This is a genomic window from Frisingicoccus caecimuris, from assembly GCF_004340975.1.
GTDB lineage: Bacteria > Bacillota > Clostridia > Lachnospirales > Lachnospiraceae > Frisingicoccus > Frisingicoccus caecimuris.
In genome coordinates this window covers 120,071-137,705 of record NZ_SLXA01000006.1, presented here as the reverse complement: position 1 = coordinate 137,705, position 17,635 = coordinate 120,071, and the positions used below count along the sequence as shown (strand labels likewise).

Here is a 17,635-nt window from a genome sequence, read left to right as displayed (position 1 = left end):
GACTGTCACTAATCGGTCGAGGGCATGACCAGAAGGCGGGTCAGGAGAGAGAAAGAGACGATGGAAGACATTTTCAGTATGTAGTTTTGAAGGCATATGCGTCTTCAAAAGATTTGGCTGGCTGACGTAACCTTAAAAGCAGGGCTTTTTCGGTGAACGTCATTTTAGCGATATAAAATAAATATTCCTCGATAGCTCAATGGTAGAGCACTCGGCTGTTAACCGAGTTGTTGCAGGTTCGAGCCCCGCTCGGGGAGCTGTAAACAGGTTATTCATTATTGAATAGCCTGTTTTTTTATTATACAGTTAGGGTATTAAAACTGTAGATAATGGAAAAAGTCCTTCAATTGACATTCTGATTTTTAAACATTATACTATTGATAGCAAAAATATTAAGGAGAAATTCAGTGAAATTAATACGTACAGAAGATGCTGTCGGCCAGGTATTATGCCATGACATTACCCAGATCATCCGGGGCGTGACAAAGGACGCAGTGTTTCGAAAGGGTCATGTGATCACGGAAGAGGACATACCGGTGCTTTTGGGCGTGGGGAAAGAACATATCTATATCTGGGAAAATGACGAGACTACGATGCATGAAAATGAAGCGGCAGAGGTTTTATGTGAAATTTGCAAAGGGGCGCATATGCACGGATCGGAGATTAAAGAAGGTAAGATTGAGCTGTTTGCTGATATCGACGGTGTGCTGAAAATTGACCGGGAAAAGTTAACCGGGATCAATCGTCTGGGACAGATGATGGTCGCATCCAGACATGGCGATTTTCCGGTGAAAAAGGGCGATAAAATTGCAGGAACGCGAGTTATTCCGCTGGTGATCAAAAAAGAAATGATGGAGGCGGCCCGCCAGGTGGGCAGGTCGGCGCCGGTTTTTGAAATTTGGCCTTATCGTCTTCATACCGCCGGTGTGATCGTGACCGGAAATGAGGTTTATAAAAATCGTATTGCAGACACATTTACTCCGGTAATTGAGGAAAAGCTGGCCGAGTATGGCGCGCGGATGACGGAACATGCACTGTGTGGGGATGACCCGGAACAGATTGGAAAAGCGATTTGGAGGATGCTGACGGCCGGGGTTGATATGATTCTGTGTACAGGCGGGATGAGCGTGGATCCGGATGACCGCACGCCTCTGGCGATTAAGAATACGGGAGCAGAGGTTATTACCTATGGTGCACCTGTACTTCCGGGAGCCATGTTCATGTTGGCTTATTATGAAGGAAAAGTTCCGATCATGGGGCTTCCGGGGTGTGTGATGTATTCAAAACGGACAATTTTCGATTTGGTGCTCCCAAGAATTTTAACCGGTGAAAAATTAACAGAAGAGCAAATCGCTTTAATGGGGGAAGGCGGATTATGTCTGTCATGCCCGGTATGTACATTTCCGAATTGCGGCTTCGGAAAAGGATAAAAAATAATGCTTAGAGGAGCAGGAGGAAAAATATGGGTATAATTCGGGCAATCTGCATCAGCGAGCGCAGGGGAACGAAAAAAGAGGAAGTATTACAGGCAGAATTAAAAGAAAAATGGGGAATTGTCGGCGATGCTCATGCCGGAGACTGGCATCGGCAGGTCAGCCTCCTTTCGCAGGAAAAAATAGAAGCGTTTCGTTCGAAAGGTGCCGATGTCGCATACGGTGACTTTGGAGAAAATCTTGTCGTTGAAGGTTTTGATCTGGCTGCGCTGCCTACAGGCACTCGGTTTAAGATCGGGGATGCTGTGCTGGAAGTGACACAGATAGGAAAGGAATGTCATAGCCATTGCGAGATTTACCAGCGGATGGGAGATTGCATTATGCCGAGAGAGGGGATATTTGCCCGGGTTTTGCACGGCGGACGCATTGAAAAGGGTGATGAGGTTGTGGAAATTCCGACAGACGGCAGGCGACCTTATACGGCGGCGGTGATTACGTTAAGTGACAAGGGATATGCTGGGAAGCGTGAGGATCAAAGCGGACCGACGGCCCGGGAGATGCTTTTGGAGGATGGGTATGAGGTTGTGGAAATGTTTGTTCTTCCGGATGAACAACAAATGCTTGAACATGAGTTAGAGCGGCTTGCCGACAGTCGGCAGGTACAGCTGATCCTTACTACGGGAGGAACGGGATTTTCAAAACGGGATATCACGCCGGAAGCGACAATTGCAGTGTGTGACCGGATGGCCCGGGGAATTGCCGAAGCAATTCGGGCATATTCGATGACGATAACGAAGCGGGCGATGTTAAGCCGGGGAGAGGCGGGGATAAGAAAAGGAACTTTGATCGTTAATCTGCCGGGAAGCCCAAAAGCGGTCCGGGAAGCATTGGAGTATATATTGCCCGAGTTAAAGCACGGCCTTGGAATATTAAGTGGAACAGAAGGAGAGTGTGCAAGAAGATGAAACGATGGATGAAACGGATAATGGCAGTGGGAATGGTGATAGGTATGCTTACGGGTCTTATGTCCTGTTCGGGCAAGGATGAGCCAAAGGCAGAGACGGAATCAGCCGGAAGCGAAGAAACGAAGGCAGAGGCAGTTCAAAATGAGGAGAGCGGAGCAGAGGAGACAGAGATTCAGGTATTTATTGCTGCCAGTCTCAACACGGTAATGACCGATCTGGCAGAGCAATACCAGAGCGAACATCCGGAAGTAAAGATTACATTTAATGCGGACAGTTCAGGAAAGCTTTTAACCCAGATTGAAGAAGGTTACGCCTGCGATATTTTCTTTTCGGCAGCGCAGAAGCAGATGGATCAACTGGAGGCGGATGGGCTGATAATTGAAGGTTCACGTCATAATGTTGTCAACAATCAGGTCGTAGTATTAACGTTAAAAGACAGTGGTACGAAAGTGACCGGACTTGAAAATCTGGAGACAGCTGCCAGTATTGCGCTGGCCGGCGGCAGTGTCCCGGTGGGCAAATATACCCGTCAGGCGCTTGTAAATATGGGAATTTTGCAGGAAGTGGAGGATATTTCTCTCATTACGACACAGGAAATATCCGATGCTCTGGGCGGTGTGGAGATCAGTGAGCAGGACAATGTAAGCAAGGTGCTGATCGCGGTGGCTGAAGGGGCCTGCGAGGTCGGAACAACCTATTATTCAGATACCTATGGCTATGAAGATAAGGTGGAAATCCTTGAAAAAGTAAGTTATGACCTGACGGGTGATGTGATCTATCCGATTTGTCTGGTCCAGAATAAAGAAGCGGATGAAACACAGAAAAAGGCAGCGGAGGATTTCTTACAGTTTGTCCTTTCGGATGCATCTGAGGATGTGTTTGAGAATTATTATTTTGATACGAATGTGGAATAACAATGCCTGAGAGCAGGGGAGATGAAGAATGGAAAAAGTAGGAGAGATTTTAATGAATCTGGACTGGAGTCCTCTGATCATTTCGCTGAAGACCGGCGCGGTGGCCACTGTTCTGGCGTTTTTTGGGGGGATTTATGCGGCCCGAAAGGTAGTGAGGGCAAAACCGGGGATAAAGGCTGTGATGGATGGAATTTTGACATTGCCGATGGTCCTTCCGCCGACGGTCGCAGGATTTTTTCTGCTTTTGCTCTTTAGTACCAGGAGACCTGTGGGGGCCTGCCTGTATGATACGTTCAATATTAAGGTCATTCAATCCTGGGCAGGCTGTGTGATCGCGGCGACAGTGATTGCCTTCCCCTTAATGTATCGGAATGCCCGGGCAGCATTTGAACAAATTGATGTGAATTTGATCTATGCGGCCCGGACCTTGGGCATGTCGGAATGGAAGATTTTCTGGAAGGTCGTCATGCCGACAGCCGGGCCGGGGGTGGCGGCCGGGACGATTTTAACCTTTGCGAGAGCGATGGGGGAGTATGGCGCCACTTCTATGCTGGCAGGAAATATTCCGGGAAAAACCGGGACGATCTCACAGAAAATCGCTATGGTCATACAGGACGGCGATTATCTGACGGCAGGGGTTTGGGTCGGAATTGTCGTGGCCCTTGCTTTTGGTATTGTGTGCGTAATGAATTTAATTATCGGAAAACAGATGAAGCATGTGAAACGGTGGTAGGATGTCAATCGAGGTTTTGATCAAGAAGGATTTAGGGGCTTTTAAATTGAATATTGCATTTCAAAGTGACAGTCGGCGTATTGGCATTCTCGGCGCATCCGGGTGCGGTAAAAGCCTGACTTTAAAAAGCATTGCCGGAATTGAGCGGCCGGATGAGGGGCGCATTGTTGTTAACGGTAAGACTCTGTTTGATTCTTTAGAGAGGATGAATTTAAAACCCCAGTTACGTAAAGTGGGCTATCTTTTTCAGAACTATGCTCTTTTTCCGACGATGACTGTGGAACAGAATATTGCTGCAGGTTTGACCGGAAAAAGAGGAGAAATCATGCAGCGGGTTGGTGGGATAGTGGAACAATTTCATCTGAACGGGCTGGAAAAGCGGCTTCCGGGAGAGCTTTCCGGAGGGCAGCAGCAGAGAGTTGCTCTGGCGAGAATGTTGGTCTGCGAGCCGGAAGTCATATTGCTTGATGAGCCATTTTCGGCGCTGGATGTTTATCTGAGGGATCAGATGCAGAGAAATCTGATGGAAATGCTCGAAACTTATCCGGGAATTGTTATTTTAGTATCCCATAACAGGGACGAAGTGTACCGGATGAGCGAAGAAATGATTGTTCTTAAACAGGGACGGCTAGCAGGTCAGGGCAATACAAAATGGCTTTTTGATGAGCCGGGAAACATAACTATAGCCCGGTTGACCGGATGTAAAAATATTGCAAAAGTCCGGCCTGTGGATTTTGGCATTTATGCGGAGGAGTGGGATATGGTACTGCCGATTCAGGGAAAAGCCGGGATGGACATTCAGGCAGTGGCCATCCGCGCGCATCAATTTAGTATGCATAAAGCAGAGGATAAGGAGGGGCTTGTTTTTTCTGTGCTTGAACCAGTGGTAACAGAGGATTTGTTTGAATACAATATTTCCTTCAAGACGTCGATACATGCTTCAGGACGGGTGGATTGGAAAGTATCTAAAGATGCGTGGCAATATGGACGGGATAAGATGCCGGAAAGGCTTTATCTGAAAAAGTCAGATTTACACCTGCTGACGGAATAAAATGAAAAAATCTGGAAAAAATGAAAATTTCTCTTGCCAAAACTCTTTGGATATGATAGTATAGATATCGCTGAGGCTCCATGGTCAAGCGGTTAAGACACCGCCCTTTCACGGCGGTAACAGGGGTTCAAATCCCCTTGGAGTCATTGCACAAAAGTGCATCATGTAAGGCGCAGTAGCCAAGTGGTAAGGCAATGGTCTGCAACACCAGTACGCACCGGTTCAAATCCGGTCTGCGCCTCTACCCAACCCCGAAAGTTTTAATTTTCGGGGTTTTTTATTTGGAGAATAATAACAGAAAAAATTTTCAAACTGTGAGGTTTTAATGAGATAATATATCAAGTGTTTGGATTATTTTTTGAAAATGAGCATATTATAATAAAATTCGTATATTATAATTATTGTAACAGGAGGAAATAAAGATGAACGAAGAAACAAACAGCTATAGATTACCATTGATTGGCGACAAAGCGCCGGAATTTACAGTCCTTACGACACAGGGGACCATAAATTTTCCGGAAGATTTTAAAGGAAAGTGGGTCCTGTTCTTTTCACATCCATCGGATTTTACACCAGTGTGTACAACAGAGTTTATGACATTGGCATCTATGGAAGATTCATTTAAAGAGATGAATACCCAATTGATTGGTTTGTCGGTAGATTCTCTTTATTCTCATATTGCATGGCTCCGGAAGATTGAAGAACTGGAGTGGAATGGTATTTCTAAACCTAAGATTAATTTTCCAATAATTGCCGATTTAAACATGAAAGTTTCCACAAAATATGGTATGCTTCAGCCGAATGTATCCAGTACACAGGCCGTTCGGGCCGTCTTTATCATTGACCCTGAATCGGTGATTCGTGCGATCATTTACTATCCGTTGACGACCGGACGTAATTTTGAAGAAATCCGTCGGGCCATTATCGCTTTACAGAAGGCGGACGCTGAACACTGCTCCACACCGGCCAACTGGATTACTGGAAAGGATGTGATCATTCCGACGCCAACGACCTGTGAGGAAGCCGAGCGTTATATGGCAAATCCGTCGGATACGGAATACAGTCTTGATTGGTTTCTGCGTTTCCGCAAAGAGTCTAAAAAATAATTATCTGAGCTTGTCCGGGCACTTTTTGAGACGTTCCGGATAAGCTCTTTTTATTTATGCGAGCAACGAGCCAAGCAGCCGCACTTGTGCGGATATTTGGCGACTGTCGCGATAACGAGTGAAACTCGCGAAGCGTGTTTCATCTCGTTGTCGATCATATAGGCTGTAATTCCGGTTCCGGTATTCGGGTGGGTGGCTGAATAGCATTCATCACAGGCAAAAAGAATTATGAGTGCGACACACAAAGGGATAAGGATCCTGTGGGTTATTCGTTGTATAAGGTTATCCAGCACCGGGGCCAGAACATAGACGATCAGCATACCGCCGAGGCCGAATGTCAGCAGGCCTTCGGCGCAGACACGTCCGTGAAGATTCAGATAGTAGCCGGTATAATCCCACCAACGCTGACCGTTGTGGGTCATTTCCAGATAATAACCGGTAAAATATTCAATCAGACCGCAGACGGTGATGGCCATAATGAATTCTAACGGCGGGTTTTTACGGAATTTATTTAAAAGTAATAAGATCAGAACACTTCCTGTGCCGTAAATCGGCAACCATGGGCCAAAGAGTACCCCGCGGTTGACGAATTCGCCATAGGTGATCATATGCAGACTGACCTCCCAAACCCAGCCGATGAAGGACAGGGCAAAGAAAATAACGATAATGGACCAGATCGAATAGTGTCGGATATAATGAACAGTTCCAATCCACTCCCGTTTCGCATCAGAAGGGAATGGTGAAAGCCGTGTCGGATAAACCCGGCCTTCTACTGCAGCAATTTCACGGTCAATCCGTGTGAGTCTGGCCTGATCTTTTTCGTAGGCCTGTTCTGCTTTTGAACGGCGGAAGGTGACACCAAACATATCTGCAATGATTTTTGGCAATCCCTTTAAATCGGAGAGGGTAATCCGGGGTTGAGAAGCTGCAGTGATAATATCGGGATAAGCATTTGCCAGAGTTTTCGAATCTGCTTTTTCAAAAAGATAGTTGTCATTGAGTAAATCGGCATTTTCAATCTGTTTTTCTTTGGCAAGACGACGAAGCTCCGTATAATATTCGGTGAAAAAAGCCATTGTATATGGATTCATAAAAAGAATGTTGCTGACACCGAGGGTCAGACTGCCGAGAATCATCCATCCGAGGAAAGAAAGTTCATGGAGGAAACATTCCCATTTGTGCCCCTTCATCATCCGGCGGGACAGACGAATGGCCGTCCGCGGAGCAATATCCGGGTTTTCTGCGACAATAAACGGCACCATATAGTAGGAATAATGCTTGACGATGCCGCCGATCAGAGTACACCACCACAGCCCTTTAAAAATACGAACAAGGAGCATAGTGGAGGCGGCTCGAAGCCAGCGTTTAATTTTAAACAGAAAAAGAAAACGGTGGCTGTGGACTTCGTTGTAACAGTGCCCTTCCAGGAACATTCTCCGGGCGATCACCGGATAAACGTTGATCGTGAGAAACCATCCCATGAAAATGAGCAGCATACTGAGCAGAATTAAAATCATAAGAGAGAGACTCTGGGACTGGAACAAAGATTGCAGACCCATGGCGATTCGGACGAGCAGTGAGCCGGAGGTGATGCTGTTAATGAACATGGAAAGTACGCCCCGGCTCCGTCCGAAGACGGTTGTGCGGTCTTTTTCTGACTGGGCGACCATATGCTCGGTCAGTCGGGCGGCCTGGGCATCGCCTTCTTCCAGATTCCCGGAAATAATATGTAAAATAACGTCTGTCAATCCTTCTTCCGGACCGGAAACGTTCGGATCTTCCGTATAAGTCCCGGAACTTTCCGGGTTGACCGAATTGATAATGCTGAGTGATGAACTGAATTCACTGCCGATAAAGGCAGCGATCAGGCAGAGGGCAACAAATAACAGATAATGTTTCTTCAAATTGTGTTTTGCACGTTGTTTTAACTCTTTTCTGTGTGACATGAGTTTCTCCTTTGTACTGTATACCGTCAGATATCAAAAAAGGTCCGGAACGTATAATTTCCAGACCTTTCTCAGAGGCGCAGACCGGATTTGAACCGGTGCGTACTGGTGTTGCAGACCATTGCCTTACCACTTGGCTACTGCGCCCTATACGAATAGTATACCTTGATTTATTTTATGCGTCAACCATGAATTTATTTCTAATTTTTACATGACCTTGACGGCGCCTGACGAAAGTTGCTATACTGGCGCTATAGATATTTATAAAGGAAAGTAAAGGAGCAGGAAAGAAAAATGAAACAGATATTGTTGATAGCAACGGGCGGCACGATTGCTTCAAAATATACGGAGCATGGGCTGGCGCCACAGATTTCAGCGGAGGAAATTATTTCTTATATTCCGACAGCAAAGGAATTCTGTCAGATTGATACGGTAGCGCCTTTTAATCTGGACAGTACGAATATTGACCCTTCACATTGGCTGCTTCTGGCTGAGTTGATCGAAAAGAAATATGAGTATTACGATGGCTTTGTTATCTGTCATGGGACAGATACGATGGCTTATACGGCAGCGGCTTTATCCTATCTTATTCAGAATAACCGAAAACCGGTGGTCATTACCGGTGCACAGAAACCAATCGATCTGGCGATCACGGATGCCCGTTCCAATCTTCTGGACAGTCTGCGTTTTGCGGCTGATGACAGGGCCCACGGCGTTGTTATTGTTTTTGGGGGAAAGGTCATTGCCGGAACCCGGGCAAAAAAAATCCGTTCTAAAAGCTACAATGCCTTTTCGAGTATTAATTACCCGGATATTGCCAGTATTCATGACAAGCGGATCATTTTTTACATTGATGATAAAGAGCAGACGATGCGTCCTTTGAAGTTTGGTCATGCGATGAATTCACGGATTTTTTTGTTGAAACTGGTTCCGGGGATGAACGGAAGCATTCTGGATGCTCTGATTAATGATTACGACGGAGTGATCATTGAATCCTTTGGAGTTGGCGGACTGCCAAATTATGGCGACAACAGCTTTTATAACGCCATTGAGCGCTGGATGAAGGCGGGCAAATTTCTTGTCATGGCAACCCAGGTCACCCATGAGGGCAGCGACATGTCGGTGTATCAGGTGGGAAAAGAACTCAAAGAGCGTTTTCCGGTGTTCGAATCCTATGATATGACGCTGGAAGCGACAGTGACAAAGATGATGTGGGCGCTGGCCAAGACGAAGGAACAGGAAGCTTTTGAGAAGCTTTTTTATCAGACAATTAACCACGATATATTATTTAGATAACTTTTGTGAAAGGACAGGTGTCTTGTCAACTATAAACAAATGTGCTATACTGAAACGAAACCTGAAGAAACGGAAAAGGGTGGAGGCAGAGATGAACGAAAAACAGGCGCAGATTCTGCGGTTAAAACAGGAAAAAAATGCGGTTATTATGGCACATTATTATGTGGAAGATGATATTCAGGAGATTGCGGACTATGTAGGAGATTCCTACTATCTGAGTGAGATGGCAACAAAAGTTACGGAACAGACCATTGTCCTCTGTGGAGTATCCTTTATGGGAGAAAGTGCGAAGCTTTTAAATCCGGAGAAAAAGGTCCTGCTTCCCGAACCGGAAGCGGACTGTCCGATGGCGCACATGGCAACTGTGCAAAGGATTGAGGAAATACGGGACATATATAAGGATAATGTGGCGGTTGTATGTTATGTAAACTCAACTGCTGAGCTGAAAGCCCATTCAGATGTGTGTGTAACATCTTCCAATGCGCTGAAGGTCGTTAAAGCTCTTCCGAACCCGGTCATTTATTTTATTCCGGACGAGCACCTTGGAACCTATATTTCGCGTCAGGTCCCGGAAAAGAAGTTTATCTTTAATGACGGCGGATGCCCGATACATACGATGATCACAAAAGAAGACGTTCAGTCTGCCCTGGACAAACATCCGGGAGCTAAAGTCCTTGTGCATCCGGAATGCCGGGAAGAAGTGACCGCACTGGCGGATTATATCGGAAGCACATCGGGAATTATTGATTACGCAACAGCGAGTCAGGCGCAGGAATTTATTATTGTAACCGAGCTTGGGGTCATGTACGAGCTGAAACGGAGAAATCCGGGAAAAGCTTTTTATCCGACGGCGGCGTACCAGATTTGTGAAGATATGAAAAAAGTGACGCTGGATAAAATCATCTCTGTTTTAGAGCAGGACAGGGAGGGACTTCAGATGGAAGCAGATTTTATGGATAAGGCACATGCACCATTGAAGCGTATGCTGGAATTGTCCAGATAGGCGGCGGTTATATGAAACGGATATATGATGTGATAATTGTCGGCTGTGGTGTTGCCGGATGCTTTGCAGCGCTGCATTTGCCGGAGTCGGCGGATATATTAATGATTACAAAGGCGGAATTAGAAGAGAGCGATTCTTTCCTGGCCCAGGGAGGCATCTGTGTTCTTCACGATGCGGCAGACTATGACAGCTTCTTTGAGGATACCATGCGGGCCGGACATTACGAAAATCGAAAAGAATCGGTGGATATTATGATTCGCTCTTCAAGGAATGTCATTGATCAGTTGATTGACTATGGCGTTGATTTTGCCAGGGAGAACGGAGAGCTCCTTTATACAAGAGAGGGAGCCCATTCGAGAAACCGGATTCTTTATCATGAGGATATTACAGGAAAAGAAATTACGAGCACGCTGTTGGCACGGGTTCAGGAAAAGCCCAATGTCACGATGATGACGCAGACAGAAATGGTCGATATTCTTGAAAAGGATAATCAGTGTGATGGTGTGATTCTCCATATGGCGGATGGCCGTTTGGAACCGGTGTTTGCTCAGGACGTGATCTGGGCATGCGGTGGCATTGGCGGTATCTATGAGCATTCGACCAATTTCCCTCATTTGACAGGGGATGCACTGGCGATTTCTTTAAAGCACGGGATTGAGGTGGAGCATATGGATTATGTTCAGATTCACCCGACGACTTTGTATACGTGTCGGCCGGGACGCAGTTTCCTCATTTCCGAGTCGGTTCGCGGCGAGGGCGCAGTGTTATATAATAAACAGGGTGAACGTTTTGTGGATGAGCTTTTACCGAGGGATGTGGTGACGGAGGCGATTCACCGTCAGATGGCAAAGGATCACATGCCTTATGTACGGCTCTCGTTTTTGACGATTAAGGATATGGATATCCGGGAACGCTTTCCGAATATTTATGAACGATGCCTTGAAGAAGGATACGATATTACGAAGGAAACGATACCGGTTGTTCCGGCACAGCACTATTTTATGGGCGGCGTCTGGGTGGACAGAGACAGTCGGACGTCGATGACCCATTTATATGCTGCCGGAGAGACGAGCTGTAATGGTGTTCACGGAGCGAATCGGCTGGCAAGTAATTCTCTGCTTGAAAGTCTTGTATTTGCTGAGCGGGCGGCCAGACATATACAGACCCATTCACTGAAGGGTAGAAATCAGCTTCGGGCAGCGATGGATGTTTCTAAGATACAGACTTATTATAACATAGATATGAATGAATACGAAAATCCGGAGATGTATCATCTCCGATGTAAAGAAAATATTTGGGAAGAAATCAGGAGGGAAGCGGGAAATGAATCCAATAACAACCAGATTAAATGTGGATAATCTGCTTTTACAGGCGCTTCGGGAGGACATTTCAGATGAAGATGTAACGACCAACTCGGTGATGCGGTCATATAAAAAAGGTGAGGCCCAATTAATCTGTAAGGGCGATGGCATCATTGCCGGTATGGATATTTTTCAGAGAGTTTTTGAACTGCTGGAGCCGGAGATTCAGGTGGAGAAATATGCATCCGACGGGGCAGAAGTAAAAAAAGGCGATATACTTGCGGTCGTGCGGGGCGATATCCGGGTTATTCTTTCCGGTGAACGAACGGCGTTGAATTATCTTCAGAGGATGAGCGGCATCGCAACCTATACCCGCAGTGTGGTGAAACTTCTGGAAGGTTCTCATACAAAACTTTTAGATACCCGTAAGACGACGCCAAACATGCGAATCTTTGAGAAATACGCGGTTCGGGTTGGCGGCGGACATAACCATCGTTACAATCTGTCTGACGGCGTCCTCATAAAAGATAACCATATCGGGGCTGCCGGTGGTGTGCGTCAGGCGGTAGAGATGGCACGGGAATATGCGCCGTTTGTGCGTAAGATTGAAATTGAGGTCGAGAACCTGGACATGTTTAAAGAGGCCCTGGAGGCGGGAGCCGATATTATCATGCTGGATAATATGTCGGCGGAAACGATGAAAGAGGCCGTAGCTATGGCAGAGGGACGTGCTGAAACCGAGTGTTCTGGCAACATTACGAGAGAAAATATCGAGCAGATCAAAGATATCGGCGTCGACTATGTGTCCAGCGGAGCCCTTACCCATTCTGCACCAATCCTGGACGTGTCCCTTAAAAATCTCCATCCCCTTGAGTAAAAAATATATTTATGCTTTGATTGTTTGAAAAAAATCTTTTTGGCCATACTCATGAGTGAGGAGGCATTTTGATGGAGCGCAGATCTGTACGTCAATGGATGGTAGTAATGACCTATGTGGTTTTTTTGATAATTATCATTGTTCATTCCGGATATATATGCCGACAGCTTGTGTTTGCTGGACGTCAGTTCATTCCGGTAGTCAGTGCGGGAATTCTGGCTCTGGTGCTGAATCATCCTTATGAGTATGTACGACACTTTTACGAGAACAAAGGGAAAATACCTAAGAAGGCCGCCCGGACCTGCAGTTTGCTGACTGTGTATTTGGGAGTAGTCGGGGTAGTTGCGGCAGTATTTTGTTTTGCGCTGCCCCGATTGATTTCCAGTTTGCAGCAGTTTATTGAGAACCGGGAGGCGTATATGCAGGCCTTTGAGAAATCCCTGGTCGTGTTGATTGAAAAAGCGGGAATTAAAAATCTCGATATCTCTCCTCTGATGGAAGGCATTTCAGGCTATCTGGGGCGGTTGGACCAGACAATGGACGTGCTTTTGCCCCAGATGGCCCGGATGACGACCGGCGTGTTTCGTACCGCAGCAACTGTTGGTATAGTGACCGTGCTATCGGCATATATATTATTTGACAAGGAAAAGCTGGAGAGACAAATGAAGCGGCTGTACCGGGCATATATGCCACAGGCTCTGTATCGGCCGGTAAAATCAATGATTTTGACAGGAATCGAAGTATTTGAGAATTTTGTTGCCGGTCAGGGGATCGAATCACTGATTCTCGGAAGTCTCTGTTTTGCAGGCATGTTTATCCTTGGATTGGAATACAGCGGCCTGGTCAGTCTGATTGTCGGATTGACGGCATTTATTCCAATATTGGGAGCATATATCGGCGGTGGTGTGGGCGCTCTGCTTTTAATGTTTATTTCAATGAAAAAAGCAGTGACCTTTTTGATTTTTTTTATTATACTCCAGCAGGTGGAAAACAATCTGATCTACCCGAGAGTTGTGGGAAAACGTACAGGACTGCCCGGTTTGTGGGTACTGGCTGCGGTGACTGTCGGCGGTGGATTGGCCGGAATTGTCGGAATGGTCCTCAGTGTTCCGACAGCGACTTTTGCTTATGTCTTACTGAGTCGTGGGGTCGCCCGGAGAGAAGAAACGGACTTGCAACAGCGTGAATAAAGGGAAAAATGAAAAACACTGGACAAAATTGGAAAACTGATATATAATAATAAAGTACAAAATATAATAACGCGGGGTGGAGCAGTTCGGTAGCTCGTCGGGCTCATAACCCGAAGGTCGTAGGTTCAAATCCTGCCCCCGCAACTTCTTAAACCTGATATACCTTTATATCAGGTTTTTTTAGAAAAGGATATATGTTTTCAGACAATAAGAGCATATATCCTTTTTTGTCTGGTAAAAAGCACCAAAAAAAGATTGTATTTTTTTACATAATAGTTTGCGTGCTAACTATTTACATGGATAAGGTTTAATGATAAAATAGAATTACAAATGAATCAAAGAAAAACCCCATTTCTTAAAAAACTAAGAAACAGGGTTTTGGGCATGAGTTCCTATTTTTTCAAAGCACTCAGATCAATCATGCGATAGATGAGCGAGCTGTATTTTTCGGCAAATTTCTGAAGACCCTCAGCGTCGTAGGAGAAGCAGTATGGGTGTGACTTGAGATTATCAAAAAAGCTGCTTACCTCATTGATGATCTGGTCCGAAAGGACCGAATAGAAGTGAGGTCCGATCTCTGTGTGATAACGCTGTGGATTCTTAAGGAACATCTTCTTTCGGTTGTTGAATACGGAAGTATGCAGCAGATGCTGTACACTCGGAAGGTATTCATCATCGATGACGTAAAAATGGATATTCGGATTGTTCTTTGTAATGTCCAGTACCTTCTGTATGTGAAGTTTCCGTTCGTCCGGCGTCATGTTATAGACAACGTCGGCGAAGATGATTTCACCATCTTCGATATATTTCATCAGGGAGGACTTTAATACAAAGAAATCCATGGAATTTTTTTCGAAGATTTCTTCCCAGGTAATCTGCAGCTGGGCGACCAGATGAGCCATGAATTCGTCTTTGTCCCGTTCTCTGGCCGTGTAAGTGATGGAGTCCCAACATTCCACAGGCAGAAGAAATTCAAAACCTTGGGCGAGGAAAATCTGGAAGTTATCCCGGGAGTAAAAGTCTGTCCGGTAACCATATTGATAGAATTCATCTGATTCTGTGGCATGCAGCAGAAGATCCATTGCCCGGAAAGATGGAAGCACACGGATGTAGATCTGGTTCACTTTTTCGGGGTCGGTGATCACGGTGGCTGTCAGTATCCGGTTATACTGGTCCAGGGCACACAAAATAGCCATATGATCCTTGATGATGATCGTGTTCATGTTATTCATGAGAGCATCATTATAAAAGTCAAAGGACAGATAGCTGTGAGAATTAATAAAGTAGTAAATCTGTTTCAGGTAATTGGAGCTGTCCTCCATCAGCTTTTTGATATCCAGGCCGATCTTGACATTGATTTCATGATTTGGCATTGGATAGATCGGCAGGTCGACGTTGTTTTCGTTGATGAACCGGCAGATATCCAGAGTGCATAAAACCTCAACCGGTTCATTATAGGACATCAGCGTGTTTGGCAGTTCATGATTGAAAAATTCATAAACGTCGTTGGCAAGAGACAGGACTCTTGTCTTATAAGCTTCCGAATGATTAAGTTCATTAGCGGCTTCCCGGCTGGATTCTTTATAATTCTCTTTTAAAAGATTATAAATAATGGAATTAAGAGAGTCCGGCGTTGCCTCAACAGAGAATTGTCTTGAGAATGAAGCCAGATCTTCGTGCTTTAAAATCTCGTGAGAAAAATGGTTTGCAAGTGTACGGTTGATGTTCGGCGCCATCTTTGAAGCCGGAAGTTTCGCCTTGTTGCACCATTTACTGATATAGGATACATCGTAGCCGACTTCTTCAGCAACGATGGATAATTTGGAGCCGGAGAAATTAATTAAGGTTTTCAGCAGGTTTCCATATGCGCTCATTAATCGTATACCCCCTGTGTTTCGTGTAAAATAACATAGATTCATTGGTACGATAACCTACGCTTATTATAGGCTATATTTATAGTATGGTGGTTTGTTAGCAGATTGTCAAGTGAAAATTGAATCAAATTGAATTCAAGTTTAGAAATTTGAATAAAACAAGGTCAGATTGATTTCATTGCAATAGCAGTGCGAAAAATATACAATAAACTCATAAAAGCCCAAAATAAATTATGAAAATTATACAAGAAAGGTTTTAAGGAGGTCACTATGGGAAAGGTTAAAGTATTAACAGCCAGAGAAGCAGCAGATTTGATCAAAGACGGCGATACCCTTACATTAAGTGGATTCGTTGCAAATGGTATTGCAGAGGCATTAAATGCCGCAGCAGAGGAAAGATTTTTAGAGACAGGACATCCAAAGGATTTAACACTTTTCTATGTTGCTGGAACAGGTAACAAAGATGGCAGCCATGCTGACCATTATGCACACGAAGGCATGATCAAACGTGTTATCGGTGGTCATTTCAACTTTGTTCCACAAATTTGTGAAATGCTTTATGCAAACAAAATTGAAGGATACAATGTTCCACAGGGCGCTATTGCTCAGATGCTTCGTGATAATGCTGCTCACAAAGTTGGTACATTTACACATGTTGGTCTTGGAACATTCGCAGACCCACGTAACGGTGGCGGACGTTTAAGTGAAAAAACAACAGAAGATATTGTTAAGATCATCGAACTTGAAGGACAGGAACAGCTTTTCTATCCTCGTATTCCGATCGATGTTGCATTTATCCGTGGTACATATGCTGATGAATTAGGTAATGTTACAATGGAAAAAGAAATGGCTCCGCTGGATTGTACAGCACAGGCTATGGCTGTACATAACAATGGTGGGCTTGTTGTTGTTCAGGTTGAACGTGTTGTTAAAGCCGGACAGCTTGATTCCAAACTTGTTAAGATTCCTGGCATCTATGTAGACGCTGTTGTTGAATGTCCAGCGGATGATCCACATCAGTCCCAGAGTATTAATTGTACATATGACCCGGCTTATTCAGGAAATGTACAGGTTCCTGTATCCAGCCTTGAACCTAAGAAGCTTGACGCAAAGAAAATCATCGGACGCCGTGCAGCTATGGAATTGAAGAAAAACGTAGTTGTAAACCTTGGTGTAGGCGTTCCTGAATGGGTGTCTTCTGTAGCTGCTGAAGAGGGCATTGCAGGCGAAATGACACTGACTGTAGAATGTGGCCCGATCGGTGGTGTTCCTGGCGGCGGCCTTCGTTTTGGCGGTACTGTTAACGCTCAGGCTTACGTTGATGAGGCTTATCAGTTCGATTTCTATGATGGCGGCGGCCTTGATCTTTGCTACCTCGGTCTTGCAGAAGTAGATATCAATGGTAACGTAAATGTCAGCCGTCTTGGAAGCAGAATCACAGGAAGCGGCGGATTTACAAATATCTCCTCCAACTCCAAGAAAGCTGTATTCTGCGGTACTTTCACAAACGGTGTTAAGATTAAGACCGGCGACGGAAAGCTTACGATTCTTGAAGAAGGCAAAAAACATAAATTCGTTAATAAAGTTACAGAGATCACATTCTCCGGTGTTGTTGCCGGCAAAGCAGGCAAAGACGTTATCTACGTAACAGAACGTGCTGTATTCGCACTGAAAGCTGATGGTGTACATCTGATTGAAGTTGCACCGGGCATTGATGTTGAAACACAGGTTCTTGCACAGATGGATTTCGAACCGATTGTTGACCGCGATGAAAACGGCAATGTTAAATTGATGGATGAGAGAATCTTCAAAGATGAAGTTATGGGCTTGACTATCGAATAATTTGCGATAACCAGATTCATATAAAAGGTCACGGGCCTTAAGGGCCCGGACCGCTCCAAACGTGAACTATAAATAATTATATATATAATTAAAGAAAGGGAGTT

General features: G+C 45.2%; 14 protein-coding genes and 5 tRNA genes. 16 read left to right on the top strand and 3 right to left on the bottom strand.

The window, feature by feature from the left end:
* Positions 1-185 precede the first annotated feature (185 nt).
* From EV212_RS07945 to EV212_RS07905, 9 genes are all read left to right on the top strand, one after another.
* Positions 186-257 (top strand) — tRNA-Asn (locus EV212_RS07945).
* A gap of 150 nt (positions 258-407) precedes the next feature.
* Entirely contained in the window at positions 408-1,430 is a 1,023-nt protein-coding gene (locus tag EV212_RS07940; protein WP_132091462.1) for a molybdopterin-binding protein, read from the top strand.
* A 32-nt stretch (positions 1,431-1,462) separates the two neighbouring features.
* Complete coding sequence (locus EV212_RS07935; protein WP_132091458.1) at positions 1,463-2,398, top strand: MOSC domain-containing protein; 936 nt, start codon at positions 1,463-1,465, stop codon at positions 2,396-2,398.
* On the top strand, positions 2,395-3,312 hold the full coding sequence (modA, locus tag EV212_RS07930) for a molybdate ABC transporter substrate-binding protein (RefSeq protein ID WP_132091455.1): 918 nt from the start codon (positions 2,395-2,397) through the stop codon (positions 3,310-3,312). Before EV212_RS07935 ends, modA begins: the two co-directional genes overlap by 4 nt.
* Before the next feature lie 28 nt (positions 3,313-3,340).
* Complete coding sequence (modB, locus tag EV212_RS07925) at positions 3,341-4,045, top strand: molybdate ABC transporter permease subunit (RefSeq protein WP_132091452.1); 705 nt, start codon at positions 3,341-3,343, stop codon at positions 4,043-4,045.
* A 1-nt stretch (position 4,046) separates the two neighbouring features.
* Positions 4,047-5,096, top strand: coding sequence for a sulfate/molybdate ABC transporter ATP-binding protein (locus EV212_RS07920; RefSeq protein ID WP_132091449.1), 1,050 nt, complete (start codon positions 4,047-4,049; stop codon positions 5,094-5,096).
* 74 nt (positions 5,097-5,170) lie between these two features.
* Positions 5,171-5,242, top strand: a tRNA-Glu gene (locus EV212_RS07915).
* A 23-nt stretch (positions 5,243-5,265) separates the two neighbouring features.
* Positions 5,266-5,337: transfer RNA gene (locus tag EV212_RS07910), tRNA-Cys, on the top strand.
* A 181-nt stretch (positions 5,338-5,518) separates the two neighbouring features.
* On the top strand, positions 5,519-6,202 hold the full coding sequence (locus EV212_RS07905) for a peroxiredoxin (protein WP_132091446.1): 684 nt from the start codon (positions 5,519-5,521) through the stop codon (positions 6,200-6,202).
* A 50-nt stretch (positions 6,203-6,252) separates the two neighbouring features.
* Here EV212_RS07905 and EV212_RS07900 read toward each other — a convergent pair whose 3' ends face one another.
* Both EV212_RS07900 and EV212_RS07895 read right to left on the bottom strand, forming a co-directional pair.
* Complete coding sequence (locus EV212_RS07900; RefSeq protein ID WP_132091443.1) at positions 6,253-8,148, bottom strand: DUF975 family protein; 1,896 nt, start codon at positions 8,146-8,148, stop codon at positions 6,253-6,255.
* A gap of 75 nt (positions 8,149-8,223) precedes the next feature.
* Positions 8,224-8,295 (bottom strand) — tRNA-Cys (locus EV212_RS07895).
* 147 nt (positions 8,296-8,442) lie between these two features.
* Here EV212_RS07895 and EV212_RS07890 point away from each other — a divergent pair.
* From EV212_RS07890 to EV212_RS07865, 6 genes are all read left to right on the top strand, one after another.
* Positions 8,443-9,444 carry an asparaginase gene (locus EV212_RS07890; RefSeq protein ID WP_132091440.1) on the top strand — a complete coding sequence of 334 codons (1,002 nt, stop codon included), beginning with the start codon at positions 8,443-8,445 and terminating at the stop codon, positions 9,442-9,444.
* Between the two features lie 91 nt (positions 9,445-9,535).
* The gene (gene nadA, locus EV212_RS07885) at positions 9,536-10,447 is read left to right on the top strand and encodes a quinolinate synthase NadA (protein WP_132091437.1); all 912 of its coding nucleotides are present in this window, start codon (positions 9,536-9,538) and stop codon (positions 10,445-10,447) included.
* 11 nt (positions 10,448-10,458) lie between these two features.
* Positions 10,459-11,805, top strand: a complete 1,347-nt coding sequence (locus EV212_RS07880) for an L-aspartate oxidase (protein ID WP_132091434.1) — start codon at positions 10,459-10,461, stop codon at positions 11,803-11,805.
* Positions 11,771-12,625, top strand: a complete 855-nt coding sequence (nadC, locus tag EV212_RS07875) for a carboxylating nicotinate-nucleotide diphosphorylase (RefSeq protein ID WP_132091431.1) — start codon at positions 11,771-11,773, stop codon at positions 12,623-12,625. Before EV212_RS07880 ends, nadC begins: the two co-directional genes overlap by 35 nt.
* Before the next feature lie 71 nt (positions 12,626-12,696).
* Positions 12,697-13,815 carry an AI-2E family transporter gene (locus EV212_RS07870; protein WP_132091428.1) on the top strand — a complete coding sequence of 373 codons (1,119 nt, stop codon included), beginning with the start codon at positions 12,697-12,699 and terminating at the stop codon, positions 13,813-13,815.
* Positions 13,816-13,885: 70 nt separating this feature from the next.
* Positions 13,886-13,959: transfer RNA gene (locus EV212_RS07865), tRNA-Met, on the top strand.
* A gap of 248 nt (positions 13,960-14,207) precedes the next feature.
* Here EV212_RS07865 and EV212_RS07860 read toward each other — a convergent pair.
* Positions 14,208-15,689, bottom strand: coding sequence for a hypothetical protein (locus tag EV212_RS07860; protein ID WP_132091425.1), 1,482 nt, complete (start codon positions 15,687-15,689; stop codon positions 14,208-14,210).
* A gap of 270 nt (positions 15,690-15,959) precedes the next feature.
* On the opposite strand from EV212_RS07860, the gene EV212_RS07855 reads away from it, so the two are divergent.
* Positions 15,960-17,531 (top strand): acyl CoA:acetate/3-ketoacid CoA transferase, encoded by a 1,572-nt coding sequence (locus EV212_RS07855; protein WP_132091422.1) that lies wholly within the window; start codon positions 15,960-15,962, stop codon positions 17,529-17,531.
* The last annotated feature ends 104 nt before the right edge of the window (positions 17,532-17,635 follow it).

Coding starts and splice junctions, on each gene's coding strand:
- EV212_RS07935 (WP_132091458.1), top strand. CDS start 1,463: ATGGGTATAATTCGGGCAATCTGCATCAGCGAGCGCAGGGGAACGAAA.
- modA (WP_132091455.1), top strand. CDS start 2,395: ATGAAACGATGGATGAAACGGATAATGGCAGTGGGAATGGTGATAGGT.
- modB (WP_132091452.1), top strand. CDS start 3,341: ATGGAAAAAGTAGGAGAGATTTTAATGAATCTGGACTGGAGTCCTCTG.
- EV212_RS07920 (WP_132091449.1), top strand. CDS start 4,047: ATGTCAATCGAGGTTTTGATCAAGAAGGATTTAGGGGCTTTTAAATTG.
- EV212_RS07905 (WP_132091446.1), top strand. CDS start 5,519: ATGAACGAAGAAACAAACAGCTATAGATTACCATTGATTGGCGACAAA.
- EV212_RS07900 (WP_132091443.1), bottom strand. CDS start 8,148: ATGTCACACAGAAAAGAGTTAAAACAACGTGCAAAACACAATTTGAAG.
- EV212_RS07890 (WP_132091440.1), top strand. CDS start 8,443: ATGAAACAGATATTGTTGATAGCAACGGGCGGCACGATTGCTTCAAAA.
- nadA (WP_132091437.1), top strand. CDS start 9,536: ATGAACGAAAAACAGGCGCAGATTCTGCGGTTAAAACAGGAAAAAAAT.
- EV212_RS07880 (WP_132091434.1), top strand. CDS start 10,459: ATGAAACGGATATATGATGTGATAATTGTCGGCTGTGGTGTTGCCGGA.
- nadC (WP_132091431.1), top strand. CDS start 11,771: ATGAATCCAATAACAACCAGATTAAATGTGGATAATCTGCTTTTACAG.
- EV212_RS07870 (WP_132091428.1), top strand. CDS start 12,697: ATGGAGCGCAGATCTGTACGTCAATGGATGGTAGTAATGACCTATGTG.
- EV212_RS07860 (WP_132091425.1), bottom strand. CDS start 15,689: ATGAGCGCATATGGAAACCTGCTGAAAACCTTAATTAATTTCTCCGGC.
- EV212_RS07855 (WP_132091422.1), top strand. CDS start 15,960: ATGGGAAAGGTTAAAGTATTAACAGCCAGAGAAGCAGCAGATTTGATC.